The sequence below is a fragment of the Rhizobium sp. CB3090 genome (genome assembly GCF_029714285.1).
Lineage (GTDB): Bacteria > Pseudomonadota > Alphaproteobacteria > Rhizobiales > Rhizobiaceae > Rhizobium.
This window is the reverse complement of sequence record NZ_CP121663.1, coordinates 579,271-599,533: the sequence shown is the minus strand read 5'-3', so window position 1 is coordinate 599,533 and position 20,263 is coordinate 579,271. Positions and strand designations below refer to the sequence as shown.

The following is a 20,263-nucleotide window of genomic DNA, read 5'->3' as shown; positions in this document are numbered from 1 at the left end:
AGCGAAAGATATGGCCAAGGTCGGATTGCGGGAATGGATGGCGCTTGCGCCGGTGTTTGCCTCGGGAAAATTGGCGCGCTACGGCGATGATACCGGCGGTCCCCTCCTGCGGTTCGAGGCCGACTTCTGCGCCAAATTCGGCGTTCAGCATGCCCTCACGATGAGCAGCGGTACCGGGGCACTGATTTCGGCGCTGGTCGCGGCCGGCATCGGCCCCGGCGACGAAGTGCTGGTGCCGGCCTATACCTGGATCGCCACCGCCGCCGCCCCTTTGGCCGCCGGGGCCGTGCCGGTCCTGGTCGATATCGACCAGACACTGACGATGGATCCTGCCGATATCGTCCGGAAAATCACCCCTCAGACGAAGGCGATCATCCCCGTGCACATGTCGAACATGGTCTGCGACATGGACAGCATCATGCAGATCGCCCGCGAGCACGGTCTCATCGTCATCGAGGATGCCTGCCAGGCCGTCGGGCTGACCTATAAGGACAAGCGGGCGGGCACGATCGGCGATCTCGGCGCCTATAGCTTCAACCAATTCAAGAACATGAACATCGGCGAGGGCGGTGCCGTCGTCACCAATGATCCGCAGCTTTTTGCCCGGGCGCGCATGTATCACGACATCGGCTCGCTGTTTCGCGGCCATCTCGATAATGCCAACGAACCGCCGATGCTCGGCGTGAATTTCAAGGCGAGCCAAATCCAGGGTGCCATGCTGAACGTGCAGCTCAAGCGGCTCGATCCGATGATTGAGCGCATGCGCAAGCGCTACGATCTGATGACCGGGATCCTGTCGAAAAGCCACAGAATGCGCATCGGTCCGCACAATGATGTCGCCAATGCCGCCGGCCTGCATGTCATCTTCGAAACGCCTGACGACGCCAGGCAGTTTGCCGAGGAGAACAAGCGTGGCGTCTACCGGCTCTATGATTCCAGCCGCCATGTCTACACCAATTGGCAACCGGTACTGCAGCAGCGCAGCGGGCACCCGGCGATGAACCCTTACAATTGGACTGATCGGAAGATCGAATATACGCCCGATATGTGCGCACAAACGTTGGATATCTTAAAGCGCACCTGCCGTATCAGTCTCGGCGAGAACTATCCGGCAGCGCTGATGGCCTATCTGGCACGGCGTATGGTTCGCCAAGGCCCGACAGCCAGCGGCAAGCTCTCCTATGCAACAACCTAATTTCGAAGTCATCGGCCCTGACCTTATCGACGTCTGGACCTGGAGCCTCGATGCGCCGCGGTCTTCGGTCGATGAGTTCGCAACGCGGTTGTCCGCTGAAGAGCTGGCGAGAGCTGCGCGCTTCGTGCGCGAGCGCGACAGACACCGGTTCATCGTCGGAAGAGGACGGCTGCGATCCATCCTGGGGCGGTATCTGGACCTGCCGCCGCAGGAGGTGTCCTTCACCTATAACGACTATGGCAAGCCCGATATAGCCAGCCCTGGCGGTACGCACTTCCACTTCAATCTCAGTCACAGCGCCGATCTCGCGGCACTCGCCATCTCCGACCGCTACGAACTCGGTATCGATATCGAGGAAATCCGCTTTCTCAAGGAAGATATCGCCGGCCGTTTCTTTTCCCGAAAAGAATGCCTGACCCTGCGGGCGCTGCCGCCGGAGGCATATCTCGACGGCTTCTATCGTTGCTGGACGCGCAAGGAGGCCTTTGTGAAGGCGCATGGCGAGGGGCTCTCCCTGCCGCTCGACAGTTTCGACGTGACCTTCGATTGGTCAAGCGAACCAAGGCTGGAGCGACTGGAGGGAGATCCGGATGCGCCTTTCAACTGGCGGATCCTGGAAGTCGAAACGCCGATCACGTTTGCCGGCGCCGTCCTCGCCCTGACAAAGGGCCATCCAGTTGGCCTGCGCTATCGCAGCGACGAGGATGAGATGCCCAAAACGCATTGCGATCTCTGGGATTCGCTTCGCGCATTTTAGCTATTCATTTGCGCATGCCGTTGTCGCGAAACCGCTTTTGCGCACTGGCGCCTTAAATGCTCAATCTCGCATCCATAATATAGCGTCCACCCGCTGCATCGAAATGATGGCAGCCGAGAAGTCCGGTCTTGAAGTCCGGCTTGATCGTGCGGATGCAGCGCTCCTTATAATCATCGAGTGTGAGCTCTTCGATTTCCATGATGTTCAGCCCGTAGCCATAAATTCCATAGGCATTTCGCTGCGATGGCCTATAGATCTTGCCATCGCGCTCGAAGATGCGCCCGGCATTGCGCGCCACGGTGCTGCCGATGACGACGGGGTTGCGCTTGTGCGGCACGACCCGCTTCAGCTCGGGACCGTCGACCTCGAAGATGTAGAGTTCGCTGCAGTGGTCCTCGTAGGCGTGGTGATCCGAGAGATTGGTGAAGAGCCACCATTTGCCGTCGTAACGCATCAGAATGCTGTCGGCGGCCGATTGGCCCTCGAGGGCAGTCGAATAGAGCTCCCATTTCAGCGGAAATTCGGTGCAGCGCCAGATCTCGAGCCGACCCGACTGATGCGTCTCCGGCATCATGAAGATATCGTCGCCTTCCCGAAATACGAATGGATAGGAGAGATGGTGCGGGCGGTCGAGTGCCACGCCGATCCGCTCCACCTTGTCGCCATTGAAGCGGCCGACAGCGATATGCGCCTTTCGGTCGCCATCGGCGTAGGCTTCGTAAAACAGGTAGCATTCGCCATCGTGCTGGAAGAGGAATGGATCGGCCTTGATGTCGCCCTTGGTCGGCGGAATCTCGATCGCCTGGGTGGGATCGAAATCATCGATCCGCCCGCGACCAGTGTAGAGCGTCCAGATGGATGAACCGAAGCGTAGCTTTGTTTTCAACGCTTTGAGCGTTTTTGCTGAGAGATAGCCTGACAACGCGCCGGCGTAGCGGATGAGATCGCCGGATGATGGGGCAGACGTTGGCCCCAGGCGCGCCACCGAAGAGCCGAGCTTGCGGGTGTCTGCGAGACGCGCAAGCTCGCGCATCAGAAGCGTCACGCCCCGCTCTCGCACAAAGGCGGCATTGCGAGCCGCGCTGAACTTGATATTGAACGAGGAGGTGGCAATTTCGGCGATGGGCGTTTCGCCGCCACGCTTGGCATAAAGCACCAGCTCCGTCGTCGGAGCATTGGCGATAATGCTGCCATAGCTGAACCAATCGACATGTTCCGATCGCTGATCGGAGAAGTTGAAGGCCCATTCGCCGAACGGCAGTGTCCGTATCGCGTCGTCGGACAAGCCCTCCGGCGTGGTGCGTATGACCAGATCGAGATCGAGACGCTTGAGCAATGCGCTAGCGACACTGCCATCGGCGGTGTCGCGGCCGTTGATAGCTTCGAGATAATCGACACGCTGACGACCAGCATCGAAATGCTTCGGAGTATAGGCAGGCTGCCGGGCCAGGAATTTACCCTCCAGCCGTGCACCCAAAGCAAACAAGGACGACGTCTTCCGATTACCGAAAGCGCTGGGATGAACGAGCAGCGTAACGAGCTTGAAGCGCGGATCGGCAACAATCCGGTCGAAGACCATCAGCTCCCAATTCTCGAAGCCATCCTTATGTCCGGCAAGGATGCCGATCCTCAAAGGCCTGGTCATATCCATGATCGCGTTTCCTGTGCGGTTTCGCCGGATACATTTCGATGCGGCGCCTTTAGGCGCCGCCGAACTTCTTGGAGACGACCGATGCCAGTTCGGCCACCGAGTCCTCATGCCAGCCTTTGATGTCGACAACGGTGGTATCTGCCGCCACCGCATCGCCCCAGCCGAACAGCAGCTTGCGGGCGCGGGGATGATTGGCCTGGCTGCGCAACAGTATCACAGACGGGTCCTTGTTCTGCACCGGCTTGTAGCTGCGCGCAGCCGCCACCAGCAGATCCGTCACCGCAGCATTAGCCTCTTCGTCAGCTGAATATTGCCCAGCTTTGACACCGAACATTTTGAGGAGCGCCAGCGAGAAGTTGAACTCCTTGAGATAGACGATCAACGGCATCCGGCCCGACAATACCTTTTTGGTGAAATAGATGAGACGTTTGACGCGCCGCTCCCTGTTCCAGCGCTTCTGCTCCTTTTTCGGCAACGAGGCGAAATATCCAGGCGCCCACGTGTCGATGATGGCGGTGAAGCTGACATCAGCCCCTTTCTCCCGCAACTGCCTGGTCACCTCCATAGCCAGCGTGCCGTTGACGCAGAGCCCGGCGAGAGCAATAGGCCCCGCGTTGACGTCGATCTGCATGGCATCGACCGCATAGCGAGCGATGTCTTCCAGACGCAGATCAGCCAGACCCTTTCTGAGATCGGGATTGAACATGTTGACGTTATGAACCGATATCGTATCCGGCAATGCGTTTGCCAGGCGGTAAAATAGCAAGGGGTGGTTCAGCGTATAAAGCGAGGCCGGGCCTGTGCCCTGTTTGCAGGTGAGCAACTCCCAAGGGTTGACGATCCCGGTGGCGGGCTCCTGCGTCTTCGGCGTATCGAAGATCGCAGCGGCAAAGCCTTCGAGCGTCGGCTCTTTGAACAGGAGCTCCAGCGTTGGTTTGACGTTGAATTTATCCCGCACCGCCGACAGCAGCCGCAGCGCCAGCAGGGAATGACCGCCAAGCGCGAAGAAATCGTCCTGCGGCCGCACCTGCGGAACCTGGAGAATGTCCTGCCAGAGGGCGGCAAGCGCCGCCGTCTTCTTCGCCACCGGCGTATCGGCCGAAGCTTGGCTTGCGGAAAGCTCTGCCGATGTGTCCTTGACGGCAGCGATCGCCTGCCGTTCGGGCACAGTCAGCGAAGACAGCAATGCCTCGGGATGATCAAGGGCAATCTCATAGGCCTTCTGCCAGAGCTGCAGCAGACTTTCGATCGTGCGTGCATCGAAGAGATCGGCATTGTATTCGATCGACATGCGCCAACCCGACGGCCGGCCGATCATGATGAAACTCAGATCGTAGATGACGCCCGGCGATTGCGACGGTGAGCTGATCAGCTCGAAGCCGCCATAGCGGTGATCCTCCAGGAATGCCTTCTGCAGGTTGAAGTTCACCGAGATCAGCGGATTGCGTGAGGGATCGCGGACCGGATTGATCAGCTCCACCAGCTTGTTGAATGGCATGCGCTGGTGGTTCAGCGCCCCCTCCACCGTTTCGCTGACCGAATGGATATGCTGCGCGAATGAGATGTCGGAAGAGAAATCGCATCGCAGCACGAGGTTGTTGATGAAGACGCCGATCAGGTCTTCGAGATCGGAATGTTCGCGGCCCGCCACCTGCGAACCGAACATCACGGTTTGAGCATTCGTCAGCCGATGCAGCATGGCGCTGATGATGGCAGCGCCATAGCTGTATTGCGAGACACGATGAGCGCGTGCGGCGGCGTCCATGCGCTCGCTGAAGGCGAGAGGCTGCGCGACGGAGAGAATATTGCCGTGATTGGTCTTCACACGGCCGCGCGGATGATCCGGCGTAACCTCGAAGTATGGCGCGCCGGTAAGTTTCTCCTTCCAGAAGGTCTTCTCCGTCTCGAAGCCATAGCTCTGCAGATATTCCTGTTGCCAGAGGGCGTAATCGCCATATTGCAGCGGCAACTCCGGCAGCACCGGGGGCCTGCCGGCATCGATAGCGGCGGCGATTTCCCCCACTTCCCGTCCGAGCACGCGGATCGACCAGCCGTCGAAGCAGCTCTGATGGGCGGTAATGAGGAGAACCCCGCGGTCATTCTCTGCCATCAGTAGGGAAACGCGAAAGAGCCCGGGCTTGCTGAGATCGAAAGGAGCTTGCGCCGTCTCCTCGCCGATCGACATAATTCTCGCCTGGCGCTGATCGGCCGCCATGCTGCGAAGATCGATCACCGACATCTTGAAATCGATCCTGTCGACCGCCTGCTGATAGGGGCTGCCCCCCCTTTCGATGAACCGCGTCCGCAGGATCTCGTGGCGCTGGATCACCTTGCGAAAGGCCTGCTCGATAGTGGCAGCTTTGAATGCGCCGCGAATTTCCCAGCGAACCGCAACATTGAGGGCTGGATTGCCGGGGAGCAACTGATCGAGAATCCAGCAGCGCAATTGCGTCTGCGTGCAGGGAAACTCGCCGATGATCTCCAGATCGGCAACCTGGCCTACGGGGCTGTTTTCGACAGTACTCATATTGCCCTCTCCAATCCGCGGCGTGCGCCGTTACGGAAGTCTCTCAAGGATGGAACGTGAAATTGCGCCGGATCAGTTTTGATCTCGCCCTGGCTGTCGGCGAAGGCCGCCAGTTCGACCACCGACGGGTGACGCAGCAGATGCTTCGCCTCCAGCGGCAGGCCGGTATCGAGCATGCGGGCGGCGATGCGGAAGATGGTCAGCGAGTCGGCACCCAGCGCGTAGAGATTGTCGTCGACGCTGATGTCGCCGAGGTTCAGCACCTCCTGCCAGATCGTCAGGATCCGCCGCTCCGTCTCCGTCTTGGGTTGGACCTTGACGATTGCGGCTTCGCGCTGCGGCACGCCGCGCAACTGCAGGGTCTTGCGATCGAGCTTGCCATTGGCCGTCTGCGGCAGCTCACTTTCGATCACCCAGAAGCTCGGCACCATATGGCCGGGAAGATTGGCCTTGGCGTATGCGGCGAGATTGGCTGACGAAAGCTCGATGCCGCTGATGGTGGGTACGACGTAGCAGACGAGAGAGCGGTCGCCCTTCTGGTTCTCCGCCACGACGACGGCGCATTGGCGGACACCTTCGGCCTTGGAAACGACGGCTTCGATATCGCCGAGTTCGATGCGGAAGCCGCGAAGCTTGATCTGCTGGTCGCGCCGGCCGAGCAATTGCAGCGACCCGTCGGCCAGGCGGCGTCCGACATCGCCGGTCTTGTAGAGCCGCTTCGGCCTGCCGGTCGCGAAGCAGAACGGCACGAAAGCTTTCTCGGTCAGGTCAAGCCGGTCGAAATAACCGTTCGCCAGGCCGTCGCCGCCGATATGCAGTTCGCCGGTCACGCCGATCGGCGCGATCCGATTGTTCTGGTCGAGGATGTAGAGCTGCGTATTGGCGATCGGATGACCGATGGTGATCGGCTGGTCCGCATCGGTGATCCGCTGCAACGAAGACCAGATCGTCGTCTCCGTCGGGCCATACATGTTCCAGAGCTCACCCCCGATCGTCAGCAGCGATTTCGCCAGTTCCTTCGGCAAGGGCTCGCCGCCGCAAAGCATTTTCAGGTTCGGCCGTTCCTTGAGGCCGGCCTCCGTCAACATCTGCCAGAGCGTCGGAGTTGCCTGCAGCACCGTGGCATTGTGCTCGTTGACCAGCCTCACCAGTGCGAAACCATCCTGTACCTGCGTGCGGCTGGCGATGACGACCTTTCCGCCCGATATCAGCGGCAGGTATATTTCCAGCCCGGCTATATCGAAGGAGATGGTCGTCACGGCAATCAGCGTGTCGCTGGCGGTGAATCCCGGTTCCTTCGCCATGGAGAGTAGGAAGTTCGTCAGCGCCCGGTGGGACACTTCGACACCCTTCGGCATGCCCGTCGAGCCCGAGGTAAAGATGATATAGGCCGGAGCGGTGGTATCGGTCGGCAGGTTCTTCAGGGTAGCACCCGTCATCGAGCCGATGGCCTTAGCGTCCTTGTCGACACGGATGATGGGCGTGCCCGAGGCGGCAAGCCGTGCCATCTCGTCGCTGTCGCAGATCAGGCCGCCGACGCGGGCGATATCCAGCGTCTGACGCAACCGCGGCTCGGGATGGGCTGGGTCCATGGGCACATAGGTGTGCCCGGACTTCATGACCGCCATGAGGGCGACGATCATTTCAAGCGAGCGCTCGACGAGAAGCGCGATACGCTGGCCAGGTTCCGGGATCGCCATCTGCAGATAAAGGGCGAGCTGGTTGGAGCGGGTTTCGAGTTCGCCGTAGGTGATCGTGTGGCCGTCATGTTCGGCGGCGACGGCATTCGGATGTTGCGCTGCCTTGCGGGCGAAGAGCGAGAAGGCGAACTCGTCGTGATTATAGTCCATCGCCGAATGATTCAGGCTGTCGATCAGCCAGGATTTCTCCTCCGCCGTCAGCAGCGACAGGTCGGAGACCTTATGATCCATATCTTTCGCGAGTGCTTCCGCCAGCGTCGCGAAATGGCCGATCCAGCGCTCGATGGTGGCGCGGTCGAAGACGTCGGCATTGTAGTCGACATCAATGCGAATGTGATCCGTTGCCTCGATCATGTTGAAGAACATGTCGAAGTTGGAGAATGCCTTCGCATTCGGCTCGATCGTGGGCTTGAGGTTGCCGAAGGCGGAGCCGCCGGCCATCCGTTCCAGGTTGAACTGGATCTCGGTGAGCGGCAGGCGCCGTGAGTCGCGCTTGATGCCGAGTTTGCGCACCAGCGTGCCGTAGGTGTAGTCCTGATGCTCGAACGCCTGGAAGACCAACTGCTGCGTTGCCTTCAGGTGGGTCACGAAGGATTCTGCCGGCGTCACGGTCTGGCGCAACGGCAGAAGATTGACGCAGTGGCCGACGAGGATCTGGTCACCGATCAGGCTCTGGCCGGCAGACGGGATAGCGATGACGATGTCCTCCTGGCCGGAAAGCCGTGAGATCGTCACCTGCAGGGTGGCAAGCAGGGTGGAGAACAGCGTTGCACCCGATTTTGCCCCTGCCTTCTTCAGAGCCTTGTAGACGTCTTCGCCGATGAAGCCGGTGCAGGTTCCGCCGGCAAAGCTGCGATATTCCGGGCGCGGCCGGTCAAGCGGCATTTCCGGCAGATCGGGAACCGTTTTGAACTGGTCGAGCCAGAATTGTTCCGTTGCACCTGATTTCTCAGGCTTTGGTGCGAAGTCGGTCGAATAGGTGGCGAAGGACAGAGCCGGTTCGAAGCTCGGTGTGTCGCCCTGTTGGTAGGCGGCATAGGCCGTCGACAGCTCGTCCACGAAGACGTTGATCGACCAGCCGTCACAGACGATGTGGTGGCCGGTGAAGACGAAGACGTGCTTGTCACCGCTAAGTTTCACAATGCTGGCCCGGACCAAAGGACCGTTCACGAGGTCAAAGGGTGTCAGCGCTTCGTCTTCGACGATCTGCCGCAGATCTACTTCGCTGGCACGATCGACCAGCGGCACGTCAAGTTTGAAATCCGGAATGAAGTGGAAGAACTGGCCGCTGCGATCAAAACGGATGTGGAAGGCATCGTGGCGGTCAACGACAGTATCAATGGCTTTGCGGAATGCCTTCTCGTCGAAAGCGCCTTCGAGCTTCAATGAAAAGGACTCGTTGAAGGAGCACGAGGCTTCGTCGCCGGCCTGCGCCGCCAGCCAGATTTCCGTTTGCGCCTCGGTCAGCGGTGCAGATTGAGGCCGCGGAGCACGGGCTACGACGGGTGCTTTCGTTTCGACCACTGGGGCCGGCCTATCTTCGGCAGGCGCGAGAATGCCCACCGACTGCAGGGCATCGAGACTGTCGCGGAAGGCCTTGGCGATGGTCTGGAAATCCTCTTCGCTATGGGCCGTTGTCAGGAAGCATGGATAGCCTTCCTGGATGTGGACGCCGTTCAGGCGCATCTGAGCGTAGAACAGCGATCCCAGCGAATCCTGGCTGCTGAAGTCGGCGGCGAACCAGCTCTTGTAGCCGTGAATGACATCGGCAATGCCGCGCGTTGCGAGGTCCGCCTTCATCTCGGCGACTAGGGCCTCGGTCCGTTCGGCGACCCGTCCATAAAGTTCCGCACCCTCGCCCTTGATGTGATGCAGGACGGCATTTGCCGCGGCAAGCACCAGCGGGTGACGTACGAATGTGCCGGCAAAAAAAGTCGGGGCGGTCATGGGAACGGAGTCATCGCCGTAATTCCAGTGGCCGCCGTCGAGAGCATCCATGAAACGCGCGCTTCCAACCAGAACTCCAATCGGCATGCCGCCGCCGACAACTTTGCCATAAGTCGCCATATCGCCCTTGATGCCCCAAATCGCCTGCATGCCGCCGGGATCGACGCGGAAGCCGGTGACGACTTCATCGAAGACCAGGGCGAATTCAGACTTGGTGGCGACATCGCGCAGCTCACGAACGAATTCGATCGGCTGCAGTTCGGGATGGCGGCTCTGGATAGGCTCAATGATAACGGCTGCAATTTCATCGGCATTGTTGCGGATGAAATCGAGGCTTTCCGGCGCGCCGTAGCGCAGCACGGTCATGTTGGATACCGAGGCCATCGGAATGCCGGAAGCGATCGGCAAAGCGATCGGCCGGTCAGCCCGGTTGCGGCCCTTGACCAGTACTTCGTCGAACTGGCCGTGATAGTCATTGGCAAAGACCACGATGCGGTCGCGGCCGGTAACGGCACGGGCGAGACGCATGGCGGCCATGACAGCTTCCGAGCCGGTGTTGCAGAAGGTGACCCGCTCATGGCCGGTCACTTCGGCGATCATCCCGGCAACGTCGCCGGCAAGCGGCGTTTGCGGACCGATGGCAAAACCGATGTCGGCCTGGGCTTTGATCGCATCGATGACGAAATCCGGTGCGTGACCGAAGGCGGTCTGACCGAAGCCGTTGACCAGATCGACGTATTTGTTGCCGTCGACATCCCAGATGTGTGCGCCTTTGGAATGGTCGCAAACGATCGGGAAGACCATTTCCTTCCAGTCGGCGCGGAAACCGGAAGCCGTGCGCGGGTCGGCAAGCCAATGGCGATTAGCCTTGGTGAATGCCTTGGACTTGGGATTCTTCGCCTCATAGGCAGCGGTCAGGTCGGCGATGAAGGCCCGTTTTGCGTTGGATATTTCCGGCGCGAGGCTCTTTGCGCCCGGGCGATAGAGTTTGATGCGTTCAGTGCCGAATTCGGTTTCCGTTGCCTCCGTTGCCGGCTTGGCGGGGATTGCAGCGGCAGGCGCGGGAGCGGGAGCAGCCGCGACGGCCGGTATCGGCTGCGCGGCGGCTGGTATCGCTGCAGCAGCAGGCGGGACGAGTGCCGTGCCGCCCTGCAGGATCAGCAACTGCTGGGCAAACAAGGACTGCGCGAGCTGGATCTGCGATTGCAATACGGCTGCCAAATCAGACGAAGCGCCTGATACCACCGGCATCGGAGCGACCGGAAGCGCCATCGGAATTGCGGCTGGCGACGGTGCCGTGGCAGCGGGCGCGGCAGCAGCGACAACTGGCGTCGCCAGCGGTGCAGCGGCTGGCTTCACCGCGTCCGGCGGCATCTGCTGGTCGAGATGCAGTGCCAGATCGGCGACTGACGGAATGTTGCTGAGCAGCTCGCGGAAGGAGAGCTTGACCTTGTATTCCTTCTCGATGCGCTGTGCGAACTGCCCGACGAACAGCGAGTCGAAACCGAGTTCGAGGAAAGTCACGGCCCGTTCGCTGATCCCCAGCGTCTCCCCTGACATTTCGCTGAGCAAGGTCAACAGGGATGTTTCAAGTGTGAGGACGCGATCCGAAAGGGAGAGTGGTGTTACGACGTTCATGGCGTTGTTCTCATCGACAAGGTTGACATCGGCTGCGAAAGAGGCAGCGGGCACGGGAATTTCAGCGGGCAGAGCCCGTTGGCTCGACGCACGGCGGGAGGATTGCGGTGCGTCGATCCAGTGGCGCTGGCGCTGGAACGGATAGGTCGGCAGTGCAAGGCGCTGCTGGGCGCTGGCAGGCAGGGCCGGCCATTCCAGCGAGTAGCCCGCCATCCAGAGCTTGCCATGTGCCTCCGCCAGGGTCTCGGCAGCGGCAAAGGCACGATCATGCTCGGGCAGCGACTGCACGATGGCGGCGACACTGTCGCGGGCAATCGTCTGCGCGGCAAAGACTGAGAGCGTCCGGCCGGGACCGACTTCCAGAAGGACCGGTTTCCGGCCACGGCAGAGAGTCATCAGACCATCGGCGAAGTGAACCGCATCGCGGCAATGGCTCGCCCAATAGTCCGGCGATGTTCCGCGTTCGCTGGTCTGCCAGTCGCCCGTGACGCAGGAAATATACGGCACGGTGGCGGTGCCGTATGTGGTCTTCGCCGTTTCTTCACGCAGGGCAATGACGGCGTCATCCATCATCGCCGAATGGAAGGCATGCGAGGTATGCAACCGGCTGAAGGCGATGCCGGCGGATTCGAGAATGGTGCAAACCGTATCGATATCTTCGAACGGCCCTGAGATGACAGAGAGTTTCGGCGCGTTGATTGCGGCGATTTCCACCTTACCGCGCAGATGCATGGAGACCGTTTCGGCATCGGCGCGGACCGAAACCATCGCACCGTGCGGCTGGTTCTGCATCAGCCGTCCGCGATTGGCGACCAGCCGCAAGCCGTCTTCGAAGGAGATGACGTTGGCGAGCGTTGCGGCGACGAATTCGCCGACGCTATGGCCGATCATCGCATAGGGCTTGACGCCGCGGCTCAACCACAGCCGCGCCAGCGCATATTCGACGAGATAGAGGCAGGGCTGGGCGATACGCGTTTCACGCTGCTCGTCGGCCATCGACTGTGTCACAGGGCCGGTGTGGCAGATATAATCGCGCAGATCGACGCCGAGGGTCATCTTCAGGATCTCGGCGCCGCGATCGATCCAGCGGGCGAATTCCGGCTCCGAGCTGTAGAGACCGGCGCCCATGCCGGGGTATTGAGCGCCCTGCCCCGGAAACATGAAGGCGACCGGCGGTTGATCGGCAGCGACAAGCGGCTGGTAGCGCTCCGCCGTCAGGCGATCAATCGCTTCCCCCGTGGTGCTGGCGGTGATCGCAAGGCGATGATTGAACTCGCGCCGGCCGGCCTGCAGCGTGTGCGCCAATTGCGCCAAAGGCAGCCCAGGATTGTTGGCAAGATGGTCGGCGAGATTGGCGCGCATCGCCGACAAGGCGGCCGGATTGGATGCCGAAAGCGGCAGAAGATATGGCCCTTGCTGCTCATCCGCGGGCTCGGCGCGATGCGCCGGCGCTTCTTCGACGATGACGTGAATGTTCGTGCCGCCGACACCGAATGCACTGACGCCGGCGCGGCGCGGCCCTTCCGTTTCCGGCCAGTCGATCATTTCGGTCGGAATGTAAAAGGGGCTGCGATCAAGATCGATGCGCGGGTTCGGCTTTTCGTAGTTGGGCATAGGCGGGATCTTCGCCTTGCCCAACGCCAGCGCCGTCTTGATGAGGCCGGTAACGCCGGCGGCTGCGTCGGTGTGGCCGATATTGCCCTTCACCGATCCCAGGGCACAGCTTGCCGGCGGCGGTGGATCGTCCGAAAAAGCACCCTTCAGGCCGCTGAATTCGATGGGGTCGCCGAGCGGCGTCGCGGTGCCGTGGCATTCGACATAGCCGATCGTTGCGGGCGAGACGCCGGCATTCGCAAAGGCCGCAGAAATCGCTTCGGCCTGGCCTTCGACACTGGGTGCGACAAAGCCGACCTTGTCGGAGCCGTCATTGTTGACGCCATAGCCGCGGATGACCGCATAGATATGGTCGCCATCCCGGATCGCATCCTCCTGGCGCTTCAGAAGAACGACGCCGGCGCCGCTGGCGAAGACCGTGCCGGCGGCGTTCGCGTCGAACGGACGGCAGGTTCCATCCGGCGAGGCCATGCCACCTTCCTGATAGATGTAGCCGCGCCTTTGAGGAATGGTAATCGAAACGCCACCGGCAAGCGCCATGTCGCAGCCATAGGTCAGCAGGTTCTGGCAGGCCTGAGAGACGGCGAGGAGCGAGGTCGAGCAGGCCGATTGCACCGTGAAGGCAGGACCACGCAGATTGAATTTATAAGCGATGCGTGTGGCAAGCGTGTCGTTAAGTGCGCCGACAAGCTGTTGGAAACAACCGATCTGATAGTTGGAGGTGAATTCCTCCGCCTTGGCGCGATCGCCCAGAACGTTGTTGATGAGGTAGGTCGGCATCGAGGAGCCGGCGAAGACGCCGATCATCCCCGGATAACGCTGCGGATCGTAGCCGCCATTTTCGAGCGCTTCCCAGCAGATTTCCAGGAAGACCCGATGCTGCGGATCGGTCAGCGCCGCCTCACGCGGATACATGCCGAAGAAATCGGCATCGAACATCTCGACATCGCGAAGATGCGGCCTGGCCGGAACAAAATTCGGCTGCGCGCGCTCTTCGTCGGTAAAGGCATCTTCAAGTTCTTCCGGCGAGAATTGCGAGAAGGCATTGCGCCCCTCGCAAATCAGTTGCCAAAGCGCCTCTACCGAAGGCGCTCCCGGAAAGCGACCGGACATGCCGATGATTGCGATACCGCCCGAATCCTGATTGTCCCAATCCTGATTGCTATCGAAATCACTCTCATCGCCACTGGCATGACCGGTATCGAAATCTTTCGTCATGAAGAGCTCCTGCGGAATTGGGACATAGTCTTTCTCTGGAGAGCGGCGCGCTGGGCGGCAGCGATCGCCCGTGCTGAACCCGAAGCCTTGCCGTCGACATAGCGAGCCAATTCGCGGATCGTCGGATGCCTGAACAAGGCGACGACGTCGACGGAACGTTCGAGCTCGGCCTCAAGGCCTGCATGGATCTCCATGAGCTGAAGCGAGGTTCCGCCGAGGTCGAAGAAGTTCCTGTCGAGATCGATCTTCCCCGCGCCCAGCGCGTCCTGCCAGAGCCTTGTCAGAAGAGTTTCCGTCTCGCTCTTGGCGATGGCGTCCGGTGCGATCTCGATCTGCTCCACCGGCGGCGGCTGAAGCTTGGAACGGTCGACCTTGCCGGCCGGCGTCAGTGGAAATGCATCGACGACCACGGCGGCGCTCGGGATCATGTAGGCCGGAAGTGCCGCCCGCAGCGTCGCCATGACGCTCGGCACGAAATCGGGACCCGCGCTCCCCTGACGGGGGCATAGGTAGGCGACGATGCGCTTCAGCGTCGGGCTCTGGACGTGGCAAAGGACGATGCCGTCGGCAAGGCGCGGATCGCGTCTCAGCGTTGCCTCGATTTCATCGAGTTCGATACGCTTGCCGTTGATCTTGATCTGCCGGTCGCGGCGTCCTTTGAAGGCGACCATGCCGTCCGCATGCAGAACGGCAAGATCGCCCGTCAGATAATATCGCTTTTGGCCGCTATTCGTGCTGATCGTCACGAACTTCTCCGCGGTCATTTCCGGACGTTTGAAATAGCCGATCGCAAGCCCGTCGCCCGAGATCGCCAATTGCCCCTCGGTCCCATGCGGGACCTCCCGCAATTCCTCGTCGAGGACAGCAATGCCCGTATGCGCGATTGCCCTGCCGATCGGCAATTCCTGGCCGGAAAAGTTCGCAGGCACCTCGAAGGCTGTCGCAAAAACCGTCGTTTCGGTCGGTCCGTAGGCGTTCGTCAGCTTGCAGCCGGGGTGACGGTCAAGAAAACGGCGCGCATGAACCGCCGATCCGACATCGCCGCCGAACAGGACATGACGAAGCCTGGGCAGATCGCCGTCCGCGTGGTCGGCAAACAGATTGAACAGCCCCGTCGTCAGAAACGTGATGCTGACGCCGGTTTCGCGCATGAGATTGCTGAGCCGGGCCACGGAGAAGCTGGTATCCGGCATGCCGACAAGCGTGCAGCCATTCAGCAATGCTCCCCAGATTTCGAGGGTCGCCGCGTCGAAGGCGATGGTTGCGGTGTGGAGGACCACATCATCCGGCTGGAAATCGACATAGGTCTGATCCAGGACGACCCGGGAGATGCTGCGATGCGCGATCGCGGTGCCTTTCGGGCGGCCGGTCGAACCGGAGGTGTACATGACATAGGCCAGATCGTCGCCGCCGACTTTGACGGAAGGCTTCGGCTGCGGCGGGCTGATGGTCATTTCCGCGATGATCGCGCTAGCCTCGATAACTCGGCCGCGCATGCTGGGAACGACGCTGATCTTGTCGCCATAGGCCGAATCGACAAAGACCACTTTCGGCTCGCATTCGCCGATGACGTAATCGAGGTGCTCGATCGGAAAGGCGGGATCAAGGGGAAGATACGCGCCGCCAGCCTTGAGAATGGCGAGCTTGCAGACGATGGCATTGAGGCTGCGCGGCAGGAACAGACCGACGATGTCCGCTTTGCGGATGCCGAGTTTTACGAGGTAGGCCGCCAATGCGTCTGAAAGCCGGTCGAGATCGTGGTAGCTGAGCGCCGTATCTCCAAAGACGACAGCCGTCGTGTGCGGCGTGGCCTGGGCCTGCTCACGCACCATGTCGTGAAGGCAGCGGTCCCGGTCGTAGTGCATGGCTACGGGAAAATTGGTTTTCTCTTCATCGTAATCGATCATCGCTGTGCTCCGGGCTACGTTTGCCGACTGCGACGGCACGGTCTGCGTGCCTTATCGTCGCCAGCAGAATTTCACGCTGTCGGAAAATCACCAGTTGATCATTGGGATGACTGCCGTCCTCAACGAAAGTCTTAAGCCTTAGCCGACGTAGACATTTCGTCGGAAGAGAGCACCGAGGCGACCGCGAGCTGGCCAAAAGCATTACGGGTAGAGGAAACCGAGCGCCTCACGCGCGAAAAATACCGCCGTCCCAAAAGGAGGAGGTTGCCATTCTGCGCTTGTTGAAAGGGTACAGGCTGAGAATGTCGCCGCTGCAGAAAGAAGGCATGGAAGCCAGGTGCCTACTTGAATTGGTAGGCCCTGACATAGTCGACAAACATGAAGGACGGATCCGGGGCCACCATGCTGGTGACGCCTTCGACGATGCCGAGATTCAAAAGTATATACATCGGCTGGCGATGTTCCGGCAGGACTTTGGTCTTCCAGACGAATTTGCCGTCGAAATACATGCGGATGAAATCCGTATCGATCTTTACGCCGTAAGTGTGCATGTCCGTTGGGCTTGCCGTTCCAAAGACATTGATGCGCGAAAAATCGGAATCATGTTTGCCGCCGCGATGCCAGACATGCACGGTGGCGGAGTAGGCACCCGGCTTGTCACCATAATATTCCAGGGCATCGATCTCGGCCGTGGATTTCGAGCGGTCCTTGCCGATCAGCCAGAAGGCCGGCCAGACGCCGGGACCGTCCGGCAACCGGGCGCGCATTTCGAAATAGCCGTATTCCTGAGAAAAGCCGTTGCCCTTCGCATCGACCGAGGCGAGCAGACCGGAGCGCCATGCGCCCTTGCCGTCACGCGCCGCGGTGATGCGCAGCATGCCGTCCTGGATCATGAAGGGGAAATCGCCCTTGGGGTCGGTAAAGCGCGCGCCGCCGAAATCGCCGTTCCACGGTGTATGCGCGATCCAGCGGGTGCCCGGCCCCCAGGGTGAGACGCTGAGACTGTCGAAATTATCTTCGAAAGTCAGCGTCATCTTGCTGGTGTCGAGCGCGTCTCCGGTATCGCCAGCACGGGCGGCCATGCCGCTGCCGAGCAATGCAAGGGTGGCGCCAAAGCCTGCACGGAGAAATCCGCGGCGGCCGAACGACCATGGTCGTCTATGTCTAAACGAGACTTTATCCATACCCAGACGCTAACGCAGCGGCATCTATCCGGTACAGAACCCATTTCGGTTTATGCGGTACCCCAAAGGGCTTAAGCGCGGCGGAAATACAAGCCAGCCAGCACCGTGATAGTTTTTGCTCCTGTGAAATAGACGATATTTCGGAGCGGATGGCATATGAATTTCATGGGTGTACTCACGTTTGTCGTCGGCATGGCCATGCTGGCTGCGCCCGTTCGATGGTCGTTTACCGTCATGATCCTGTCTACGGTGTTTGGCGCGGCCGCAGCCTTCAGCGTGCCCGGCCTTGGCGGCGCATCCGTGCTGGTGCCGAGCCTTTTTCTGCTGTTCTTCGGCATACGCTTGTTTCTGGCCTATGGCGAAGGACCGCTCTTTGCCGCCTTGGCCCCGCCGCGTCCTGGTTTCTGCCTTCTGGTGCTGACCGTCTTCGGCCTGACGACAGCCGTTTTTTTCCCGCGCTTGTTTCAGGGCATGACCGAGACGATGACCGTCGAGCGGGCGGTGGGCGGACGTAACTTCATTTCGCTGGTGCCGTTGAAGTTCTCATCCAACAATATCACGCAATCCGTCTATGCGGTCGGTGGCCTCGTCTGCTTTGCCACTACTTTCGCCTTCATCCGGAAAGGCGGCACTCCCACCAATTTGATCAACGGAATGTTGGTGGTCGCCAGCGTCAACCTCGGTTTCGCCCTTGCCGACATCATTACTTATTTCAGCCATACGGAATTCCTTCTCGGTTTCGTGCGAACGGCCAACTACGCGCTGCTGACCAATGCCGAGAAAGGCGGATTGAAGCGGATATCGGGGACATTTCCCGAAGCGTCGGCCTTTGCCGATTTCACGCTCGTGCTCTTTGCAATGATCGGCAGCCTATGGCTTAGCGGCGTCCAGTCCCGCGCCACCGGCATTATAGCCACCCTTCTTCTTGTGGCCCTTATTCTCTCGACATCGGCAACGGCCCTCGTCGGTCTCGGCGTGGTCTTGCCGGTTCTTTGCCTGCAGTCTTTCCTCGCCTCGCGCAGCGAACCGGGCACGGGGCGCCCCGTCATGATCGTCGCCATCATGGCCGCAATGCCGCTTGTCGTTCTTTTCGTCCTGATCGCCATGCCCGATCTTGCCAACGGCCTGCACGAGTTTCTCGATGAGATGCTGTTCTCGAAGGCCGACAGCCAGTCCGGGCGCGAACGCTTCATGTGGAATGCCATGGCCTATCAGACGTTTATCGACACGCAAGGCTTCGGCGCTGGATTGGGCAGCGCGCGCGCATCGAGCTTCGGCCTCGTGCTGCTGTCCAATCTCGGCGTCATCGGTGCGCTGATCTTTGCTCTCTTCGTGCTGCTGATCCTGAAAGCCGATACGCGGCCGGGGCGTATATCCTCCCGGGAGGCCGCAGCCGTTGCCCGGGCCGCCAAGGCCGGATTTATCACAGTGCTGGTGTCTGCGGCCACTTCGGGCACCGTCTATGACCTCGGATTGATGTTCTACATTCTCGCAGGCAGCGTCTCCGCCCTCACGGCTCCATCTCGGGTTCGCGCAAACGACGCGCCGGCGGCGCGCATGCGACATATCGGTGTTGTGGGGAGATTGCAGTGAAGATCGTCGTATTCAATGTCAAATACAGCGAAAATCTTGGAGACGGTCTCCTGGCGCAATGCGTCGAGGCAGGCCTGACCAAGGATGCCAGCCATATCGAGGTGGAGACGATCGATCTCGCCGGACGGGAAGGTTTCGGCAGGGGCGGAAGTAGCGGTAGGCGTCAGCAGGCGCTGAAGGTGCTGCATCGGCTGCCTGGTTTCGCACGACGCTGGGCGGTAGGCTACGTCCTCGGGCGTACGCTGCGGAAATTGCGCGGCCAATGGGATGCCAAGATCGCCGCTGCGGATGCGGTGGTGATTGGCGGCGGCAATCTCTTTCAGGATGACGATCTCAATTTTCCCTTGAAGGTCGGCACTGTCCTCGATTGCGTCCGGCGCCACAATAGGCCATTGGCGATCTATGCAGTCGGTGTCAGCGGCCATTGGTCCGCACCGGCGTCACGCCTCTTTGGCCGGCTGAAGCAAGCCAATCTCGTGCACCTCTCCGTGCGCGACAGCTTCGCCCAAGATAGCTGGCGCCGCCATTTTCCCGATGGGCCGGAAGCGAAGATGGTTCACGATCCGGGTTTGCTGACCCGGGCGCTCGTCAGCGACGATTGCAGTCCAGCGTCAATGCGCCAGCCGACCATCGGCCTCTGCGTGACGGAACCGGTCATTCTGCAACGGCATGCCAGCCAGAAGGCTTCGGCCATTCCGCTGCAGGATATTGCCGAGTATCGGAATCTCATTCGGCTGTTGGTCCGGGACGGATACCACGTCTGCCTGTTCTGCAACGGCGCCAGCGAGGACCAGATATTCGCGCAACGAATAAGGGATGAGGCCTCGATGCACCGTCTCGCGAAATCCGGTGCGCTGCAACTCGCCTCGCGCCCGCGGGCGCCGGAGGAGCTGATCCGGATACTTCGCTCGACCGATGTCATCCTTGCCCACCGGCTGCATGCCTGTATCGCCGCCTATTCCCTGGGGATTCCTCATGTCGGGCTTGGCTGGGACAAGAAGGTGGAGGGTTTCTTCCGATCGGTTGGCCGGCAGTCCTATTTCGTCAACGGCAGCGGAGCATCGCCGTCCGATATCGCCGCACTATTAAGGGCGGCTGATTCGGAAGGAATCGAATCGTCCAGCCATCAGGTGATTATGGCCGAGGCAGAAGCTGGAATTGCCGATATGCGCCGGAATCTCACCCGAAGGGATCAGAATATTGTCGCCGAGATGTCATCCGTAATACGAAATGATCATCACGCCGCAGCATCGAATTAATACCAAGCAATTCCGGGGTAACCATCATGTATAATGAGCGATGTTAGACACTTTTATCACATGATGAACAAAT

9 protein-coding genes are annotated in these 20,263 nt (G+C 60.4%); 4 read left to right on the top strand and 5 right to left on the bottom strand.

Annotated elements, in window-relative coordinates; translation table 11 throughout:
* Nucleotides 1-10 precede the first annotated feature (10 nt).
* The gene (locus QA646_RS21475) at nucleotides 11-1,195 is read left to right on the top strand and encodes a DegT/DnrJ/EryC1/StrS family aminotransferase (protein ID WP_283060268.1); all 1,185 of its coding nucleotides are present in this window, start codon (nucleotides 11-13) and stop codon (nucleotides 1,193-1,195) included.
* Nucleotides 1,182-1,952: a 4'-phosphopantetheinyl transferase superfamily protein gene (locus QA646_RS21470; protein WP_283060267.1), complete on the top strand. Its 771-nt coding sequence runs from the start codon at nucleotides 1,182-1,184 to the stop codon at nucleotides 1,950-1,952. The genes QA646_RS21475 and QA646_RS21470 overlap by 14 nt, the downstream gene beginning before the upstream one ends.
* Before the next feature lie 52 nt (nucleotides 1,953-2,004).
* Here QA646_RS21470 and QA646_RS21465 read toward each other — a convergent pair whose 3' ends face one another.
* From QA646_RS21465 to QA646_RS21445, 5 genes are all read right to left on the bottom strand, one after another.
* Nucleotides 2,005-3,603 carry a hypothetical protein gene (locus QA646_RS21465; protein ID WP_283060266.1) on the bottom strand — a complete coding sequence of 533 codons (1,599 nt, stop codon included), beginning with the start codon at nucleotides 3,601-3,603 and terminating at the stop codon, nucleotides 2,005-2,007.
* A gap of 49 nt (nucleotides 3,604-3,652) precedes the next feature.
* Nucleotides 3,653-6,130 (bottom strand): condensation domain-containing protein, encoded by a 2,478-nt coding sequence (locus QA646_RS21460; protein WP_283060265.1) that lies wholly within the window; start codon nucleotides 6,128-6,130, stop codon nucleotides 3,653-3,655.
* On the bottom strand, nucleotides 6,127-14,247 hold the full coding sequence (locus tag QA646_RS21455) for a non-ribosomal peptide synthetase/type I polyketide synthase (protein WP_283060264.1): 8,121 nt from the start codon (nucleotides 14,245-14,247) through the stop codon (nucleotides 6,127-6,129). The genes QA646_RS21460 and QA646_RS21455 overlap by 4 nt, the downstream gene beginning before the upstream one ends.
* Nucleotides 14,244-16,154 (bottom strand): non-ribosomal peptide synthetase, encoded by a 1,911-nt coding sequence (locus QA646_RS21450; RefSeq protein WP_283060263.1) that lies wholly within the window; start codon nucleotides 16,152-16,154, stop codon nucleotides 14,244-14,246. The genes QA646_RS21455 and QA646_RS21450 overlap by 4 nt, the downstream gene beginning before the upstream one ends.
* Before the next feature lie 341 nt (nucleotides 16,155-16,495).
* Nucleotides 16,496-17,236 carry a glycoside hydrolase family 16 protein gene (locus QA646_RS21445; protein WP_283060262.1) on the bottom strand — a complete coding sequence of 247 codons (741 nt, stop codon included), beginning with the start codon at nucleotides 17,234-17,236 and terminating at the stop codon, nucleotides 16,496-16,498.
* 258 nt (nucleotides 17,237-17,494) lie between these two features.
* Here QA646_RS21445 and QA646_RS21440 point away from each other — a divergent pair, with 258 nt between their 5' ends.
* Both QA646_RS21440 and QA646_RS21435 read left to right on the top strand, forming a co-directional pair.
* On the top strand, nucleotides 17,495-18,931 hold the full coding sequence (locus QA646_RS21440) for an O-antigen ligase family protein (RefSeq protein WP_283060261.1): 1,437 nt from the start codon (nucleotides 17,495-17,497) through the stop codon (nucleotides 18,929-18,931).
* A complete protein-coding gene (locus QA646_RS21435; RefSeq protein WP_283060260.1) occupies nucleotides 18,928-20,190 on the top strand; it encodes a polysaccharide pyruvyl transferase family protein in 1,263 nt (420 codons plus the stop codon). The genes QA646_RS21440 and QA646_RS21435 overlap by 4 nt, the downstream gene beginning before the upstream one ends.
* Nucleotides 20,191-20,263: the final 73 nt, after the last annotated feature.